Source organism: Streptomyces sp. CA-210063, assembly GCF_024612015.1.
Classification (GTDB): domain Bacteria; phylum Actinomycetota; class Actinomycetes; order Streptomycetales; family Streptomycetaceae; genus Streptomyces.
In genome coordinates this window covers 90,904-110,572 of record NZ_CP102512.1, presented here as the reverse complement: position 1 = coordinate 110,572, position 19,669 = coordinate 90,904, and the positions used below count along the sequence as shown (strand labels likewise).

General features: G+C 74.8%; 4 protein-coding genes. All 4 read left to right on the top strand.

Annotated elements, in window-relative coordinates:
• Positions 1-20 precede the first annotated feature (20 nt).
• The 4 genes from JIX56_RS00470 to JIX56_RS00455 all read left to right on the top strand — a co-directional run bounded on the left by JIX56_RS00470 (position 21) and on the right by JIX56_RS00455 (position 19,648).
• Positions 21-6,821, top strand: a complete 6,801-nt coding sequence (locus JIX56_RS00470; protein ID WP_257536758.1) for an SDR family NAD(P)-dependent oxidoreductase — start codon at positions 21-23, stop codon at positions 6,819-6,821.
• Positions 6,818-15,517, top strand: coding sequence for a type I polyketide synthase (locus JIX56_RS00465; RefSeq protein WP_257536757.1), 8,700 nt, complete (start codon positions 6,818-6,820; stop codon positions 15,515-15,517). Before JIX56_RS00470 ends, JIX56_RS00465 begins: the two co-directional genes overlap by 4 nt.
• Before the next feature lie 208 nt (positions 15,518-15,725).
• On the top strand, positions 15,726-16,574 hold the full coding sequence (locus tag JIX56_RS00460; protein ID WP_257536756.1) for a hypothetical protein: 849 nt from the start codon (positions 15,726-15,728) through the stop codon (positions 16,572-16,574).
• Positions 16,571-19,648, top strand: a complete 3,078-nt coding sequence (locus tag JIX56_RS00455; protein ID WP_257536755.1) for a non-ribosomal peptide synthetase — start codon at positions 16,571-16,573, stop codon at positions 19,646-19,648. The genes JIX56_RS00460 and JIX56_RS00455 overlap by 4 nt, the downstream gene beginning before the upstream one ends.
• Positions 19,649-19,669: the final 21 nt, after the last annotated feature.

Genomic DNA, 19,669 nt, shown 5'->3' with positions numbered 1-19,669 from the left:
TGCGCGGGGGAGAGAACCTGATGGACTCCTTGGACGGGCTGACCTGTACCGTCGTGATCCGGGGCAGCGACCCCGTGCTGCGCGACCACCGTGTGCACGGCACCCGGATCCTGCCCGGGGTGTCGTTTCTCGACATCATCCTGCGGGTGGTGCGAGCCCGGGGCGCCGATCCCGGCGGTGTCGAGCTGCGCCGCGTGCTGTTCCGCAACCCGGTCGCCGCCGGGCCGGACTTCGACACCGAGCTGACGCTGCGCTTCGCCCGCGACGACGGGCACTTCCGGGTGTCGGTCACCGGCACCCGCCGCCCCTCCGGGCAGAGCGAACCGGTCCTGGACTGCCAGCTGTACCTGGGCCTGCCGTTTCCGCAGCGTCGGCGGGACCTGGAGGCCCTGCGCGCCGCCGCACGGCAGACCGTCGACATGGCCGACCTGTACACGACGGTCCGCGCGACCGGTATCGAGCACGGCGAGTTCATGCGGGCTCTCGGCACCCTGCACGCCGGGCCGGACGAACTGCTCGCGGACCTCTCGCTGAGCGCCCAGGCCGCCGAGTACGCCGAGTACTTCCACCTCCATCCCGCCGCGCTGGACTCCTCGACGCTGCTGCCCACCCAGTTCGCCGAGGCCGTACCGGGCGACGAGGCCCGCCCGTACATCCCGATGCTGATCGAATCGGTGCGGGCCGTGGGACCGCTGGGCTCGCAGACCCTGGTGCACGCCGCCCCGCCGCGCCCGGCCGGGCCCGACGGCGACCTGACCACGTGTGACCTGGAGTTCCACGCCCCGGACGGGACCGTCGTCGCCTGGCTGCACGGCCTGACCTCCAAACGGATCCGGGACGCCGCGGCGATCACCCGCCTTGAGGCACGCCCCCCGGCGGCGCAGGACACCGACCGGATCGTCCGTGAGCTGATCGAGGCGAGGACCGGCCGCGCCGACTTCGACGAGACAGCCGGGTTCTACGAGCTCGGCCTGGACTCGACGGCGCTGCTGGGGATCGCCGCCGACCTGGAACGGGTCTTCGGCGTCGACTTCTCCCCGACCCTGCTGTTCGAGCACAACACGTTCACCCTGCTGGCCGACCACCTACGGCAGTACGAGGTCGTGGCGGCCCCGCCCGCGGAACCGGTGACCGAGACGACCGCCGAGACCACGACGACCGCCGACACCGAGGTGCCCGCCGAGGTGGTGTGGTTCGAGGCGCACTGGCACACGGCCGCGCTGCCGCCGCCCGGAGCGCCTGCGACGCACTGGGTCACGACCGGCGTGCACAACCGGGCGCACTGGCCGTCCGCGCTCGCGGACACCGCCGCGGCCGGTGTGCTGTGGCAGCCCTCCGATCCGGCCGACCTCACCGGTGAGGCGGTCGCGCTGAGCGAGTTCCTGGCAGCCGCGATCCGCGCGGGGCGGAGCACCCTGCGGCTGGTCTGCCACGTCGAGGACGACGACGCGCCGGTCACCGCTGTCGCGGGCCTGTTCCGCACCGCGGTGCGGGAGAACCCGGGCATACGGGCCGCGGTGGTCCGTTCGCCACGCCGGGCCGACGCGCTGGCCGAGCTGGCCGCCGGGGCACCGGACGTGGAGGTGCGCTACGCGCACGGCACCCGCCAGATCCGGCTCGCCCGGCCCATGCCGACACCGACGGACAGGGCGTCGCTGCGAGAGCGCGGCGTCTACCTGATCACCGGAGGGCTCGGCGGGGTCGGGCTGGCCCTGGCCCGGCATCTGGCCCGGTCGGTACACGCCCGGCTCGTCCTGGGCGGCCGCACCCCGGCCGATCCGTCCGTGACCGCCGAGCTGACGGCCCTCGGCGCCGAGGTGGTCACCGCGGTGATGGACGTGACCCGCGCGGACGACGTGGACCGCGCGGTGCGCACCGCGGTGGACCGCTTCGGAGTGCTGCACGGGGTGGTGCACGCCGCCGGCGTGCTGCGTGACGGGTTGCTGACGGGGAAGAAAGCCGATGACGTACGGGCGGTGCTCGCCCCCAAGGTCGACGGCGCCCGTCACCTCGAGGCGGCCACCCGGCGCCTGAGCCTGGACTTCCTGGTGCTCTGCTCGTCCACCGCCGGCACCTGGGGCAATCCGGGTCAGGCCGACTACGCGTGTGCGAACGCGTACCTGGACCTGTTCGCCGGCACCCGCCGCGACATCGTGTCGGTGGGCTGGCCGGCCTGGGCGGAAGGCGGCATGCCGGTCGATGACGCCGCGTTGCGCCGGATGGGCCTGCGGGGGATGGAGACCCCGGCCGCCGTCGACGTGCTGCTGGCCGCCGTGGGCAGCGGCCGCTCCCACGTCGTGGTCCTGAACGGGGACGCGGCCCGGATCACGGCCGAGTTCACTCCGCCGGAGGCGGACCGCGAGCCGGTCGGCACTGACGACGACGCGATCGCCGTAGTGGGCATCAGCGGCCGCTACCCGATGGCCCGCGACCTCGACGAGTTCTGGGCGAACCTGCGCGACGGCCGTGACTGCATCAGCACGGTGCCGGCCGACCGCTGGGACCACGCGGCGATCTACTCCGAAGACCGCCGGACGCCGGGACGCTCGTACGGCAAATGGGGCGGGTTCATTTCGGGGGTGGACGAATTCGACGCGGGGTTCTTCCACATCTCGCCGAACGAGGCGGCCGTGCTGGACCCGCAGGAGCGGCTGTTCCTGCAGGAGGCGTGGCACGCGTTCGAGGAGGCCGGCCATGCGCCGTCGGCCTGGCGCGGCCGGTCCGTCGGCGTGTTCGCCGGGGTGATGTACAACCAGTACCAGCTGTACGGCGTCGGCGCGGAGCCGGGCCCGGTGCCCTCGTCGTTCAGCGCGTCGATCGCCAACCGGGTGTCGTACTTCCTGGACCTCCGCGGACCGAGCATCGCCCTGGACAGCATGTGCTCGTCCTCGCTGACCGCGCTGCACCTGGCCGTCGAGGCCATCCGCCGGGGGGAGTGCGAGGCGGCCCTGGCCGGTGGCGTCAACCTGGCCGTGCACCCGAACAAGTACCTCCTGCTGAGCCAGTCCTCCTTCCTGGCCACCGACGGGCGTTGCCGCGCCTTCGGCGAGGGCGGGGACGGCTACGTGCCCGGCGAGGGCGTCGGCGTGGTGCTGCTGCGCCCGCTGCGGGACGCGCTGCGCGACGGCGACCATGTGCACGCCGTCATCCGCGGTACCGCGGTCAACCACGGCGGCCGTACCGCCGGATTCTCCGTGCCGAACCCGGCATCGCAGGCCGCCCTGATCGCCGGGTCGCTGCGGCGCGCCGCGGTCGACCCCGCCCACCTCGGCTACCTGGAGGCGCACGGCACCGGCACCAGCCTCGGTGACCCGATCGAGGTCGCCGCGCTGGAGGACGCCTTCGACCGGATCGGCGCCGGCCCGGGCCCCTGGCCGATCGGGTCGGTCAAGTCGAACATCGGGCACCTGGAGTCCGCGGCCGGCGTCGCGGCGCTCACCAAGGTCGTACTCCAACTGCGCCATCGGGAACTCGTCCCGTCCCTGCACGCCAACCCGCTGTCCAGCGCGGTGCGGTGGGAGACCGCCCGGTTCCGGGTGCAGCGCGAACGGGCGCCGTGGCCGGGACGCGCGGACGCGCCGCGGACCGCGGCGATCAGCTCTTTCGGTGCCGGCGGGGCCAACGCGCACGTCGTCCTCGCCGAGTGGCCGACGCCGCCGGCCGTGCCGGAACCGGCCGAGCCGCGGCTGTTCGTGGTGTCCGCCCGGGACACCGCCCGCCTCGACGAGAGCATGGCCCGGCTGGTGACCCACTTGGAGGGCGCCGGCGGAGATGTGGCCGCGGTCGTGACCGCGCTGCTGACCGAGGTCGGTGCGACCGCGGCACGGCCCGACGAGCCGTTCGCCGAGCTGGGCTTGGACTTCCCGCAACTGGCCGACCTCGCCCACCGCGTCCAGGCGGTGTTCGGAACCCGCCCGGCGATCGACGGAGAGACCACCGCCGACGGCCTGGCCGCCGCCCTGACCACGGCCGCCGTCGCGGTGGACCCGGCAGCGCTGGCGTACACCCTGTGGTCCGGGCGTGAGCACCTGGACGAGCGGCTCGCCATCGTGGCCACGACCACCGCCGAACTCCTGACGGCGCTGCGTACCGGGGTCGGCTGCCATCGGGGCCGCCGGCGGAAACCGGCCGCCGCGGTGACCGGTGACGACCTCGACGCGCTCGCCGCCGCCTGGGTCACCGGGGCCGAGATCACCCCGCCGATGCCGGCGCGAGCGCGCCGACTGTCGCTGCCCGGCTACCCGTTCGCCCGGGACCGGCACTGGGTGACCACCGGCACGGACCCCGACCGGGCGCGGGCCGACCTGGTGGAGCTGCCCGGCGGGCACGTGCTGTCGGCCAGGGTCTCGCGCGACGGCCACGGCTGGCTGGCCGACCACGCCGTCGACGGGACCACGCTGGTGCCCGGCACGTTCTTCGCCGACCTGGCCCTGCAGGCCGGTGCCCTGCTCGGCCGGCCGGTCGTGGCCGAGCTGGTGATCGAGGCGCCGCTGCCGTTCGGCGACGCCGACCTGCGGCTCACCGCGGCACAGCCCGGCGACGACGGGCGGTGCGCCTTCGAGGTGCACGCTCGCGCCGCCGGAGAACCGGGCTGGACCCGGCACGCGACGGGCGCGCTCGCCCCCGCAGGTGGCGTCGCGGCCGAGCCGCCACCGCTGCCCGGCGACGCCGAGGAACTCGACCTCACCGGCTTCTACGACCGGCTGCCCGGCTACGGTCCCGCCTTCCAGGGGCTGCGCCGCGCCTGGCGGGCCGGCGACACCGTGTATGCGGACGTCACCGTGCCCGGAGGTGACGTCGGCCCGTACGCCGTGCACCCGGTTCTTCTCGACGCGGCGCTGCACGCGGTGGCTCTCGGCGGATTCGTCCCCGGCGGCCGGGTCCACCTGCCGTTCGCCTGGTCCGCGATCCGGGTCGCGGCGAGCGGCGCGGTCGCTGCGAGGGCCTGCGTCGCCCCGGTCCGGCCCGGTGTCGTTTCGGTGCGGCTCACCGATGCTGTCGGCGGGCTGGTCGCCTCGGTGGACGCGGTGACCCTGCGCCCTGCCGGAGCCTCGGCCGACCCGCTGCACCACGTCGACTGGGTGCCCCTCGACGACATCGGCCCCGGCTCGCCCGGCCGGTACGCCGTCGTGGGCCCGGACCGGGACGGCATCGGCGCGGCGCTCACCGCCGCGGGCGTGACCGTGACCCGAGCCGACACTCCGACGGCGCTGACCGAACCCGCCGAGGTGGTGATCGTGCCGGTCGCCGCGACGGGGACCGCGGCGTCCGCCGCGTTCGAGCTGACCCGTGACGTCCTCTCCCAGGCCCGGCACTGGCTCGCCGAGACCCGCTTCGGCGGCGCCCGCCTGGTCTTCGTCGCCACCGATCCGGGCCCGGCCACGGCCGCCGCATGGGGGCTGCTGCGCTCGGCGCAGTCCGAGCACCCCGGCCGCTTCGGTCTCGTCGAGCTGTCCGGGACGGACGCGGCGCAGATCCTGCCGCGCGCCCTGGCCACCGGCGAGCCGCAGCTGGCGGTCCGCGACGGGCGGGTGCTGGCGGCCCGCCTGGTGCGCGCCCCGGCCACCGAGGCGCCGCCGCCGCGCCGGCCGGGCACACTGCTCGTCACCGGCGGCAGCGGTGGCCTCGCCACCCCGGTGGTACGTCACCTGGTCGCCGCACACGGATTCACCGACGTGCTCCTGGTCAGCCGTAGCGGGCGCGTCCCCGCCGGCCTCTCCGGGCTGAACGCGCGGATCGAGCCGGTCGCCTGCGACGTCGGTGACCGGGATGCGCTGGCCGCGCTGCTGGCCGGCCGGACGATCGGCACCGTGGTGCACGCCGCCGGGGTGCTCGACGACGGTGTGGTGACCGCGCTGGACACCGGCCGACTGGAGACCGTGTGGCGGGCCAAGGCCGATGGCGCCCACCACCTCCACGAGCTGTTGCCCGAGGCCGAGCTGGTGCTCTTCTCCTCGGCGGCCGGCGTGCTCGGCGGGCCCGGCCAGGGCAACTATGCCGCGGCCAACGCGTATCTGGACGCGCTGGCCCGGCACCGGGTCGCGGCAGGTGGCCGGGCGGTCTCGGTGGCCTGGGGGCCGTGGGACCTCGACGACGGTATGACCGCCGACCGCGAACGGCTGGCCCGCGCCGGCCTCGCACCGCTGACGGTCGAGGCGGGACTGCGCCTGCTGGACGCCGCCCTGGCCGGTACGGAACCGGAGGTGGTCGCGCTGCGGTGGGGCCCGGACACCCCGGCGGTCGTGCCCCCGATACTGCGCGGCCTGGTGAGCGCCGCACCGGCCGTCGTCGCCGACCCGGGCCTGGCCGGGCTGGGATCCGCGGAGCTGCGCGCCAGCCTCTCCGGCCTCGTCCGCGGCGAGGCCGCGGCCGTGCTCGGCTACGCCGGTGCCGCCGCGATCGACCCGGGGCGCTCCTTCCAGGAGCTGGGTTTCGACTCGCTGAGCTCGGTGGAGTTCCGCAACCGCCTCGGCGCGGCGCTCGGCCTGACGCTGGAGGCGACCCTCGTCTTCGACCATCCCACCCCCGGCGACCTGGTGGAGCACCTCGCCGGGCGGTTCGACGGCGACACCGGCGGGGCCGACGACCTGCCGGCGCTGTTCGCCGACTTCGACCGCCTCGCCGCCGGCCTGACCGGGGCGGCCACCGACGAGGTGTTCCGCGGCCGGGTGGTGCAACGGGTGCGTGAGCTGCTCACCGCCCTGAGCCCGGAGACCGCCGAGGCGCCCCTGGACGTGTTCGCCACCGCCACCGACGACGAGGTGTTCGCCCTGATCGACGCCGAGCTCGGCAGCCCCATTCCGGGTCAGGAGGACCGATGAGCAGCGAAGACAAACTCCGTGACTACCTGCGCCGTGTTACTGCGGAGTTGCAGGTCACCCGCCGGCGGCTGCGGGAGGCGGAGAGCCGGTCCGCCGAGCCGATCGCCCTGGTCGGCATGGCCTGCCACTACCCGGGCGGCGTCGAGTCGCCCGAGGACCTCTGGTCGCTGGTCGCCGAGGGCCGCGACGGCATCACGGGATTCCCCCGCGACCGCGGCTGGGATGTGGACGGGCTGTACCACCCCGACCCCGACCACCCCGGCACTTCCACGGTCCGTGACGGCGGATTCCTGCACGACGCCCCGGCCTTCGACGCCGGCTTCTTCGGCATCTCGCCGAAGGAGGCGCTGTACACCGACCCGCAGCAGCGGCTGATCCTGCAGACCTCGTGGGAGGCGGTGGAGCGGGCCGGTCTCGACCCGGCGGTGCTGCGGGACACCCGTACCGGGGTGTTCACCGGGGTGATGCACCACGACTACCACGGCGCCCAGGGCGGCGGCAGCGTCGTGTCCGGGCGGGTCGCGTACCAGCTCGGGCTGCGCGGCCCGGCCGTCACCGTGGACACCGCGTGCTCGTCGTCGCTGGTCGCGCTCCACCAGGCGGTCCGCGCCCTGCAACGCGGCGAATGCGACATGGCGCTGGTCGGCGGGGTCACCGTGATGGCTACGCCGAGCGCGTTCGTCGAGTTCAGCCGGCAACGCGGGCTCGCCCCGGACGGGCGGTGCAAGCCCTTCGCGGCGGCCGCCGACGGCACCGCCTGGTCCGAGGGCGTCGGGGTGCTGGTGCTGGAACGGCACTCCGCCGCGGCGGCTGCCGGCCACCGGGTGCACGCGATCGTCCGCGGCGTCGCGGTCAACTCCGACGGCGCCAGCAACGGCCTGACCGCCCCGAACGGCCCCGCGCAGCGCCGCGTGATCCAGGACGCCCTGGTCGACGCCGGCCTCACCCCGGCCCAGGTCGCGGCGGTGGAGGCGCACGGCACCGGCACCCCGCTGGGTGACCCGGTCGAGGCGCAGGCGGTGCTCGCGGTGTACGGCGGCGACCGCCCGCGACCGCTGTGGCTGGGCTCGATCAAGTCCAACCTCGGGCACACCCAGGCCGCGGCGGGCGTGGCCGGGATCATCAAGATGGTGCTGGCCATGCGGCACGGGGTGCTGCCGCGCACGCTGCACCAGGACCGGCCCACGCCGTACGTGGACTGGTCGGCCGGAGCGGTCGAGCTGCTGGCCGAGCCGGTGCCGTGGCCGGCCGGCGACGAACCGCGCCGCGCGGCCGTCTCGTCCTTCGGCGTCAGCGGCACCAACGCGCACGTCATCCTGGAGGAGCCCGCGGCGGCCACCCCGACACCCGGCATCGAGCCCGCGGCGACCACCCCGGCACCCGGCACCGAGCCCGCAGAGTCATGGCCGTGTGCCTGGGCCGTGTCCGGCCGGTCGCCCGCAGGGCTGCGCGCCCAGGCCGCCGCGCTCGCCGCCGATCTCGCCGCCCGGCCCGACCGGGACCCGCGGGATGTCGCGTCGTCCCTCGTCACGACGCGGACCGCGCACGAGCACCGGGCCGTGGTCTGCGCCGCCGACCGTGACGGACTGCTGGCCGGTCTCGCCGACGTCGCCGCCGGACGGCCGTCACCGACGGTGGTGGAGGGCGTCACCGGAGCGCCCGGTCCGGTGGCCTTCCTCTTTCCCGGCCAGGGATCGCAGTGGCGGGAGATGGCGGTGCGGCTGCTGGAGAGCAACACGGTCTTCCGGGACCGGATCGCCGAGTGCGAGGCCGCGCTTGCGCCGTACGTCGACTTCGAGCTGACCGCCGTACTGCGCGGCGAGCAGGACTACGACCGGGTCGACATCGTGCAGCCGGTGCTGTTCGCGATGATGGTGGCCCTGGCCGAGGTGTGGCGTTCGGTGGGCGTGACCCCGGCCGCGGTCGCCGGCCACAGCCAGGGGGAGATCGCCGGCGCGTACGTCGCCGGTGCGCTGACCCTGCCGGACGCCGCCCGGGTGGTGGCGCTGCGCAGCCAGGCGCTGGTGGAGCTGTCCGGCCTCGGCGGCATGATGTCGGTGGCGCTGCCCGCCGAGCAGGTCCGCGAACGCCTGCGCGCCTGGGGCGGGCGGCTGTCGCTGGCCGCGGTCAACGGCACGTCCTCGGTCGTGGTCTCCGGTGACGGTGACGCCCTGGACGAGCTGCTCGCCGAGCTGGAGGCCGAGGGGGTACGGGCCCGTCGGGTGGACGTGGACTACGCCTCGCACAGCGCGCACGTGGAACGCGTACAGGAGAGGGTCCGCGCCGCGCTGGCCCCGGTGGTCCCGCGCCCACCGGCCGTACCGTTCTTCTCTTCGGTCGAGGGCCGGTGGATCGACGCCGACGACGCGTTCGACGCCGACTACTGGTACCGCAACCTGCGCGAGCCGGTCCGTTTCGACGAGGCCGTCACCGCACTCGCCGGCCACGGCTGCACCACGCTGCTGGAGGTCAGCCCGCACCCTGTGGTGGCCACCGGCGCCCAGGAGACGGTGGATGCGATCGGTGCCGAGGTTGCCGTCCTGCACACGCTGCGCCGCGACGAGGGCGGACCGGACCAGCTGGTCCGGGCGCTGGCGCAGCTGCATGTGCAGGGGGTCCGTCCGGACTGGTCCGCGGTGTGGCCCGGGGCCCGGCCGGTCGAGTTGCCCACCACCGCGTTCGTGACCGAGCGGTACTGGCTGCCGGCTGGCGGTGGAGACCCGTCCGCCCTGGGCCTGGACGCCGTCGAGCATCCGGTCCTGCGGGCCGCCGTGCCCGGGGCCGACCGGCTCGTGCTGACCGGACGGCTGTCGGCCGCGACCCACCCGTGGCTGGCCGACCACACCGTCGAGGGGCATGTCGTGCTCCCCGGCGCCGCCATGGTGGACCTGGTGTCCCGGGCCGGTGACGAGGCCGGTTGCCCGGTGATCGACCAGCTGACCCTGCTCGTCCCGGTCGTGGTGCCGGAAGACGCCGAGGTCCGGCTGCGGATCGAGGCCGGCGAGCCCGGTACGGACGGGTCACGGGACGTGACCGTACAGGGCCGGGTCGGTGCCGGTGGCTGGACCCTGCACGCCACCGCCGTCCTCACGCCCGGCGGTGACCCGCCGCCGCCCGCGGCGACCGCCTGGCCACCGGCCGGCGCCGAGCCGCTCGACGTGGACGAGCTGTACGAACGGCTGGAAAGCGCCGGACTGCGGTACGGGCCGGTGTTCCGCGGCGTCCGCGCACTGTGGCGCGACCGGGCCGGGGACCTGTACGCCGAGGTCGCGCTGCCCGGCGCCGAGCCGGGCGGGTTCGGCGTCCACCCCGCGCTGCTGGACGCCTGTCTGCACCCGCTGGCGCTCAACGACCTCCGCACCGGGGCGCAGGACCGGCCCGCGCTGCCGTTCGAGTGGACAGGGGTCCAGGTGCACGCCGTGGGCGCGGACACCGTCCGGGCCACGCTCACCGGCGCCCGGAACGGCGCCGTCCGCATCGAGCTGACCGACCCGGCAGGGACGCCGGTCGCGTCGGTGCGGTCCCTGGTGCTCAGCCCACTCCCGGACGGCGCACTCGGCCTGCCGGACCGCGGTGACCTGCTGCTTCCGCAGTGGGCGCCCCTGACGCTGGCGGACAGTCCCGGCGCCGGGTACGCGGTCCGTGATCCCGCCCTCGCCCGGTTGCTGCGGGTGTCGCCGAGCGACGACGTCGCGCCGTTCGTCCTGGTCCCGGCCCCGTCCGGCCCGCCCGCCGCGGCTGCCGAGCGGGCGCTCGCCCTGGTGCAGGAGTGGCTGGCCGACGAGCGCCGGGCCACGTCCACTCTCGTCGTGGTGACCCGGCGGGTGCTCGACGATCCCGGCGAGGCCGCGACCGCGGCGCTGGTCCGCTGTGCCCAGCTGGAACATCCGGACCGCTTCGCGGTGCTCGACCTCGCCGACGGCGACGACGCCACCGTCGCTGCGGTGCCGGCCGCGCTGGCCGCCGGCGAGCCGCAGGTGGGCCTCGCCGCCGGCGCCGCGCGGGAGCTGCGGCTGGTCCGGGTGTCCCCGGCGGGCGAACCGGCCGGCGACTTCGGCACCGTCCTGGTGACCGGTGCCTCCGGCACGCTCGGCGGGATCGTCGCCCGGCACCTGGTGCACGACCTGGGCGTCCGCGACCTGGTGCTGGCGAGCCGACGGGGGCCGCAGGCCCCGGAGGCGGCAGCCCTGGCCGCGGAGCTGACCGCCGCCGGCGCGCACGTCGCCGTGGTGGCGTGCGACGTCGCGGACCGGGCGGAGCTGACCGCGCTGCTCGACACGACCGACGTCGGCACGGTGGTGCACGCCGCCGGGGTGCTCGACGACGGGCTGGTCGCCGACCTCACGCCGGAGCGGCTGGCCCGGGTGCTGCGCCCCAAGGTCGACGCGGCCTGGCTCCTGCACGAACTGCTCCCGCAGGCCCGGCTCGTCCTGTTCTCCTCCGCGGTGGGTGTGCTCGGCGGTCTCGGCCAGGCGAACTACGCCGCGGCCAACGCCGCCCTGGACGCGCTGGCCCGGATACGCCAGGCCGCCGGGCTACCGGGTGTCTCGCTGGCCTGGGGCCTGTGGGCCGACGAGAGCACCATGACCGACGGTGCCGACCTGGCCCGATTCCGCAGCTCGGGGTTCCCGCCGCTCCCGCGCGACGCCGCCCTGGCCGTGCTGGACGCCGCCCTGACCGTCGCCGAGCCGGTACTCGTGCCGATCCGGCTCGACCTGGCCGCGCTGCGTGCCACCGGCGACGCCGTGCCGCCGGTCATGCGGGCCCTCGCCGGGACGCCGGCGCGGCGTACGGCCACCCGCGGCGGTGCCGCCGACTCCGAGTTGGCGGCCCGGCTCGCAGGCAAGAGCCCGGCCGACCGGCACCGGGTGCTGCTCGAGCTGGTGCTGGGGCACGCCGCCGCCGTGCTGGGGCACGCCTCACCCGACACGATCGACCCGGACCGGGCGTTCAAGGACGCCGGGTTCGGCTCGCTCAGCGCGGTTCAGTTGCGCAACCGGCTCTCCGGTGCGACCGGGCTGCGGCTGCCGGTCACGCTCGTGTTCGACCACCCCAACCCGGCCGCGCTGGCCCGGCACCTCGGCGACCGCCTGGCCGGCGCGGAGCAGCCGAGTGCCGCCCCGGTGAGCGCCGGCACCGCGGACGACCCGGTGGTGGTGGTCGGCATCGGCTGCCGGCTGCCCGGCGCCGTCCGCGGCCCGGACGACCTGTGGGACCTGCTGGTCTCCGAACGGGACGCGATCGTGCCGTTTCCGGACGACCGCGGCTGGCCCCTCGCGGAGCTGCACGACCCGGACCCGGACGCGCCCGGCACCTCGTACGCCCGGTCCGGCGGGTTCGTCTCCGGCGTGGCCGAGTTCGACGCCGCCTTCTTCGGGGTGTCGCCGCGGGAGGCCGTGGCGATGGACCCGCAGCAGCGGCTGCTGCTGGAGACCGTCTGGGAGACGTGTGAGGACGCCGGCATCGACCCGGACACGCTGCGCGGCACCGGCACCGGCGTGTTCATGGGCGCCATGTACCAGGACTACGGCCGGCTGCTGGAGGGCGCCGCGGCCGAGGGGTTCCTCGCGCCGGGCGTCGGCGGCGGCGTGCTGTCCGGAAGAGTGGCGTACACCTTCGGGCTGCAGGGGCCGACCGTCACCGTGGACACCGCCTGCTCGTCGTCGCTCGTCGCGTTGCACCTGGCCGCACAGGCGATCCGGGCCGGAGAGTGCGACCTCGCGTTCGCCGGCGGGGTGACCGTGCTCGCCACGCCCGTGGTGTTCGTGGAGTTCAGCCGCCAGCGCGGGCTCGCCGCGGACGGCCGGTGCAAACCGTTCGCCGCGGCCGCCGACGGCACCGGCATGGGCGAGGGCGTCGGCGTGGTCCTGGTCGAGCGGTTGTCGCGGGCCCGCGAGCACGGTCACCAGGTGCTGGCCGTGCTGCGCGGCAGCGCGGTCAACTCCGACGGGGCGAGCAACGGGCTCACCGCGCCGAACGGCCCGGCACAGGAGCGGGTGATCCGGGCGGCGCTGACCGCCGCCGGGCTGGGCCCGGCCGACGTCGACGCGGTCGAGGCGCACGGTACGGGCACCGTCCTCGGCGATCCGATCGAGGCGCAGGCGGTGCTCGCGGTGTACGGCGGCGACCGCCCGCGACCGCTGTGGCTGGGCTCGATCAAGTCCAACCTCGGGCACACCCAGGCCGCGGCCGGTGTGGCCGGGGTGATCAAGGCGGTGCTGGCGCTGCGGCACGGCGTGCTGCCGCGCAGTCTGCACATCGACGAGCCGTCTCCGCACGTGGACTGGACCGCCGGCGACGTGGCGCTGCTGGCTTCGGCGCAGCCCTGGCCACAGCACGAGGCGCCGCGGCGCATGGGGGTGTCCTCGTTCGGCATCAGCGGCACCAACGCTCATGTGGTGATCGAGGAGGCGCCGCCGGCGACGGACGCGGAGGAGGAACGGCCGGTTCTCGACGGGGTGCCGTGGCTGCTGTCGGCACGGTCCGAGGCGGCGTTGCGCGAGCAGGCCGCCCGCCTGGCGGCGACCGCTGCCACGGATCCGTCGGCGGTCGCGTACGCGCTGGCCACCACCCGCGCCGTCCACAAGCACCGGGCGATGGTCACCGGCGCGGACGAGACCGCGCTGCGGACCGGGCTGGCCGCCCTCGCCGAGGGGAACACCGTGCCGGCCGTGCTGCGCGCCACCGCCGCGCGGCACCGGCTGGTCCTGGTCCTCACCGGCCAGGGCAGCCAGCTGCCCGGAATGGGGCGCGGACTGTACGAGACGTTCCCTGAGTACGCGCGGGCCTTCGACGAGGTGAGCGCGCACTTCACGCTGGACACGCCGCTGCAGGAGGTGGTGTGGGGCGACGGCAGCCTGCTCGACCGCACGGAGTACACGCAGCCCGCCCTCTTCGCGCTCCAGGTGGCCCAGTTCCGGCTGGTCAGCACCTGGGGATTGCGGCCGGAGATGCTGATCGGCCACTCGATCGGCGAGCTGTCCGCGGCGTACCTGGCGGGCATGCTCACGCTCGACGACGCCGCCACGCTCGTCACCGCCCGAGGGCGGGCCATGGCGGGGCTGCCGGCCGGTGGCGCGATGGTGTCCGTCCGTGCCGCCGAGGCGGTGGTCCTGCCGCTCCTGGCCGGATATGCCGACCGGGTGTCGATCGCCGCGGTGAACGGCCCGGACGCGGTCGTGCTCTCCGGGGACGAGGACGCCGTGCTGGAGCTCGCCGGCGTGCTGTCCGATCGGGGGCATCGCACCCGCCGTCTGCGGGTGGGGACGGCGTTCCACTCGGCCCGGGTGGAACCGGCGCTCGCCGGGTTCCGGGCGGTCGCCGAGGCGGTCACGTTCCAGCAGCCCCGGATTCCGATCGTCTCCACGGTGCGGACCGACGAGAAGATGATCTCGCCGGCGTACTGGGTGGACCAGCTGCGTGGCTCCGTTCGCTTCCTCGACGCGGTGCAGGAGGCGGACCGGGCGGGTGGTACCGCGTTCCTGGAGCTGGGCCCGGACGCGGTGCTCGCTCCGGCCGTCCGCGCCTGTCTGCCCGCGGCGCCGGTTCCCCCGGTGGCGCTGGCCCGGCGGGACCGCCCGGACGCCCGGGCCGCCCTCGGCGCGCTCGGCGCCCTGCACACATACGGGGTGCGCGTCGACTGGCCAGCCGTGTACGCGGGCCATGAGCCGCGGCGCTGCCCCCTGCCGGGGTATGCGTTCCAGGGCCGCCGGTACTGGCCCGAGCCGGTACCACCTGCCCCGGCTCCGGCCCCGGCATCCGACGCTCTCTGGTCGGTGCTGGACTCCGGCGACCCGGCGGCCGCGCTGAGCATGCTCGGCCTGCGCGGCGACGAGACACCGCACCAGGTTCTCGCGGCCGTGGCACGGTTGCGGCCCGGCACCGGTACGACCCGGCGACCGGTGCGGTGGCGACTGGTCCCGGACGCCGTGCCCCCGGTCCTGGACATGACCGTAGCCCTGGTGCCACCGCCCGGGGACGACCAGGACCTGACCGATGCGCTGGCCGGCGCGCTGGCCAGACACGGCGCCCGGGTGACGGTCGACGCCGCCGAGCGGCCCGATCTGGTGATCGTCCTGCCCGGCGCCGAACCGTCCGGGACGCCCGGGGTGCCGTCGTGGGTTCTCACCCGGGACGGCTCGCTGCCGGCCGCGGATCACGTCGTCGACCTTCCGCCGGAGATGGATGCCCGGGCCCGGGCCCGGCTGTGCGCCGTGATCGGGCAGGGGCACACCGCGGCACGGATCCGGCCGGAGGGGGTGTTCGTCGCCGAGTACGGGGACGAGGATCCGGCTGCTCCGGCTGCTCCGGCTGCTCCGGCTGCTCCGGCGCTCCTGAGCGAGGCGGCGCCCGAGCCACCCTCGGGCGCCGAGCCCTCGGTTGCGCCCGCAGGGTCCGGTCCGTCCGGCGGATTGCGGGCGGCGCTGGCGCGGCTGCCCCGCGACCGGTGGGACGCCGAGGTCCTGACCGGAGTGCGGGAACTGGCAGCGGCCGTGCTGGGGCACGACTCGGGCGCCGAGATCGGCGCCGGCGACGAGTTCTTCGATCTGGGACTGTCCTCGGTCACCGCGCTGGAACTGCGTGATCACCTGGGCACGCTGACCGGTCTGGAATGGGCGGCGGATGTGCTTTATGAATGCCCCACTCCGCAGGCTCTCGCGGATCTCGTGATTGCGCGAATGAGTGAGGGGGAATAGTCGGTCGGCTGACGGGCGAATCATTTATTTCGGCGGGACCCGTACCGGGTCTTGCCTGCTGGGGCATGCCAAAAAATGTTCGAAAAATGCCCCGGAAAATCGAGGTGGACAACGCCCCGATTGGTTAATAGCATCGGCGAAGAACGGCTCCGGCGATGCGTGAAAAATTGCCCTGCGTTGATATTTCGATATTCAGGAGAATTGCCAGATGCCAAGCCCTGCCGTGTGGAATGTGGTGCTCGACGCAGCATCGGACGCCGACGTCGTGCTCGCCACCGACTTCCCGGTGACGGGCCGCAACGAGGGCGGCTTCACCGACCTGACGCCCAGCCTGGGACTGGACTGCGCCCTGTGGCAGACCGTCGCCCCGGCCCGGGTCCCCGGCCCCGGCATCGACCAGGACGAGTACCTCGCGCCCTGGCTGGCCGAGGTCGCCGCGAGCGGACGTACGGTCCGGGCGGTCCTCGGCTACTGCGCCGGATCGGTCTTCGCCGGTGCCCTGGCCGAGCGGATCGCCGCCCGGCAGCCGACGGCGCCGCAGGTGGTCGTCTTCGACCCCGAACTCGTCGACGTGCCCACCGTCCACCTGCAGTTCGGCCGGGTCATCGGCAACATGACCGCCGTGCTGACCCCGGCCGAGGTCGACGAGCTGGCCGGCGCGGCGGAGCGCCTGGCCGCCCGGCCTGGCATCACACCGGCCGAGTTCGCCGCCGAGCTCTACGCGATCTTCGAGCCGATCGGCTCGGCCGCGCTGCGCCGCGCCGGCCTCGACGAGGGCTACGCCGGTGAACTGGTGGCACTGGTCGGCTCGTTCATGACCTATCTCGGCGTCGCCGCCGGACTGGACCCGCGGCCCGGCTGGTCCCGGGCCACCGTCATCACCTCGGCGAGCCCGGCCAGCGGACTCAACCGGATGCGCGCCACCCCCGGCCTGGCATCGATCGGAGTCGCCGACGAGGTCCGGTTCGACGTGGAGCACCGCGACCTGTTGCGTACCCCGGAGGTCGCCACGACCGTGGCCGGCCTGCTCGGCGCCGGCTCGCAGGCCCGCCGATGACGGCCGGCGCCGCGGACGCCCACGTGCGCGCCTCGCGCAAGGAGACCGCCCTGTGGCTGCTCGACGACCTCGTGCCCGGCAGCGGTGCCAACAATCTGTCGCTGGCCTTCCGTGTCGCCGGCCGCCTCGACCCGACGGCCCTGGCCGCGGCACTCGACCTGCTGCCACGCCGATACGAGGTGCTGCGTACGGTCTTCCACCGCACCGACGACGCCCTGACCAGGACCATCCTGCCCAGCATCGGCATCGAGCCGGAGCAGGCCGCTGGGCACGGTGACGAGCGCGGCACGCTGACCGCTTTCGTGGCCCGCCCGTTCCGGGCCGACGGGAGCCCGCTGCTGCGCGCCCTGCTGCTGCACGGCCCCGACGAAGACGTCTTCTGTCTCGCACTGCACCACGCCATCGCCGACGTGCAGTCCACCGCCCTCCTACGCGCCCAGTTCGTCGAGTTCTACGAGGCGGCACTGGCCGGCCGGACCCCCGAGCCGGACCCGGTGCCCGCCTGGCACGAGCCCGAGCCCTCCGAACAGAGCGTGACGTTCTGGCGCGACACCATGGCCGGGTTCCGCTCGTCCGGCTTGGAGCTGTGGTGCGAGAAGCCGGCCCTGGCGACCACCACGCTGCAGGGCGACGAGGTCACCCACGTCCTGTCGCCCGAGGCGCACGAGGTCGTCCGGCGGCTGCAACGCGAGCTGCGCGCGCCCGAGTCGGTCGTCCTCCTCACCGCGTACGCGGTGCTGCTGGCCGGGCACGGCGCCGGCCCGGATCTGACCATCGGATCGCCGGTCAACTCGCGCGGCCGGGAGGCGGCCGGGGCCGTCGGCTACCACAGCAACCTGGTCACGCTGCGCCTGCTGACCGAGCGCACGGCCGGTTTCCGGGAGCTGGTCGGCCGGGCGCGCCGGGTGTTCATGGAGGCGATGGCCCATGCGGACATGCCCGCCGACGAACTGCTCGACGTGATCGAGCGCGACGGTTCCGGCTGGCGCAACGTGTTGTTCCGCCATGTGTTCAACTACGTGCCGTTCACCGCCGACCAGCTCACCTTCACGGTGGCCGGCGCCGCGGCGGAACTGGTCGTGGTCGAGAACGGGTTCAGCCAGTTCGACCTGGAATTCTTCGTGACCTCCGACCGTGACAGCGCAACCGTGCGCGCGGCGTTCTACACCGGAGTCCTGGACCGGGCAGACGTCGAGCTGATGGTCCGTCGCTATGACGCGCTGCTGGTCGCCGTCGGCGCCGCCCTGGACACGCCGGTCGGCTCGCTGTCGATCTGGTCGCCCGAGGACCACGCGGTCATCGAAGCCGCCAACGCGACCCACCAGCCGATCGACCTGACGTCGGTGCTCGCCGGATTCGCCGAGCGCGCCGCGGCCGAGCCGGACGCCATCGCGATCCGGGACGGCGATCAGCTGGTGAGCTACGGCCGCCTGTGGTGCGCCGCCGTGCACACCGCCGAGCGACTGACGGCGGCCGGTGTCCGCCCCGGCAACGTCGTCGCGCTGCTCGTGCCGCGCGGTGCGGCGCTGGCCGCCGCGGTGTTCGGCACGTGGCTTGCCGGAGCGTCGTACCTGCCGCTGGACCCGCACCACCCGGCGGAGCGGATCGCCTACCAGCTCGACGACGCGGGCGCCCGGGTGGTGGTGACCGGCGACGGGCTCACCGCGCCCGGCGACCGGCGCACGATCCCGGCCCCTGACGTCGACGCCGCCCCCACCGTCCCCGTAGACGCCGGCATGGCGGGCGTGGCCGGGCCGGACGCCCTCGCGTACGTGATCTACACGTCCGGATCGACGGGACGGCCGAAGGGCATCCCGATCACGCACGGGAGCCTGGTCAACCACATCACCGACTACGCGGTGCGCTTCGGCGTCGCCACGACGGCGCGGCCCACCGGCTGGCTCAGCACATACAGCTTCGACACCTCGTCGCTGGAACTGATGATGCCGCTGCTGCACGGCGGCCACACGGTCGTGCTGCCCGACGAGGCCCGCACCGACGGAGCCCTGCTGGCCGAGGCGATACGCGCCCACGACATCGGGTTCCTCCAGGCGACACCGACCACCTGGCGACTGGTCGCCGACCGCATCACCGATCTGGTCGCCGGCCGCACACTGCTCAGCGGCGGTGAGCCCCTGCCCGGCGGGCTGGCCGCGACCCTGACCGCGGCGGGCGCCGAACTGTGGAACGTCTACGGCCCCACGGAGAGCACGATCTGGGCGACCGCGGGCCGGGTACCGACGGATCCCGGCGACCGAGTGGACGTGGGGACGCCGATCGCCAACACCCGTGTCTTCATCGCCGGCCCGAACGGGGAACCGTTGCCGATCGGCCTGCGCGGCGAACTGTGCGTCGCCGGAGTCGGTGTCGCCTCCGGCTACCACGGACGGCCCGACCTCACCGCCGAGTGCTTCGGGGTGAACTCCCCGTGGGGACGCTTCTACCGCTCGGGAGATGTGGCGCGCTGGCTGCCGGACGGCCGCATCGACCTGTTGGGCCGCATGGACCGGCAGGTGAAGCTGCGCGGCAACCGGATCGAGCTGGGTGAGATCGAGGCGGTGCTGGCCGATCATCCGGACGTCGAGGCGGCCGCCGTGCTGGTGGTCGGCGACCCCGCCGCAGACGGCAGCCTGGCCGCCTTCGTACAGGTGCCGCACCGGCCCGAGGCGGTGGACGAGCTCTGGGAGCACGCCCGGCAGCGGCTGCCACGCTCGGTGGTGCCGCACCGGTTCCTCGCGGTGGAGGCGTTCCCGCGCACCGGAAGCGACAAGGTCGACTACCTGGCACTGGCGGCCCTCGCCGCGCGACAGCCGGCCGCGGCCGGCGGCGACACCGCGGGTGCGGCCGGCGGCGACGCGCTCACCGCCACTCTGACCAAGCTCTTCGCCGAGTTGCTCGGTCGGCCGGACCTGGACGCCGACGCCCACTTCTTCACCAGCGGCGGCCACTCGCTGCTCGCCGCTTCGCTCGCGCAGCGCATCAAGGACGAGACCGGCGTCCGGCTGGCTCTCACCGACGTGTTCGAGAACCCGACCCCCGCCGCGCTGGCCGGCCGCCTGCGCGGGCTCGCGTGAGCGACCGAAGAGGACCCCTCA

Coding starts and splice junctions, on each gene's coding strand:
- JIX56_RS00460 (WP_257536756.1), top strand. CDS start 15,726: ATGCCAAGCCCTGCCGTGTGGAATGTGGTGCTCGACGCAGCATCGGAC.
- JIX56_RS00470 (WP_257536758.1), top strand. CDS start 21: ATGGACTCCTTGGACGGGCTGACCTGTACCGTCGTGATCCGGGGCAGC.
- JIX56_RS00465 (WP_257536757.1), top strand. CDS start 6,818: ATGAGCAGCGAAGACAAACTCCGTGACTACCTGCGCCGTGTTACTGCG.
- JIX56_RS00455 (WP_257536755.1), top strand. CDS start 16,571: ATGACGGCCGGCGCCGCGGACGCCCACGTGCGCGCCTCGCGCAAGGAG.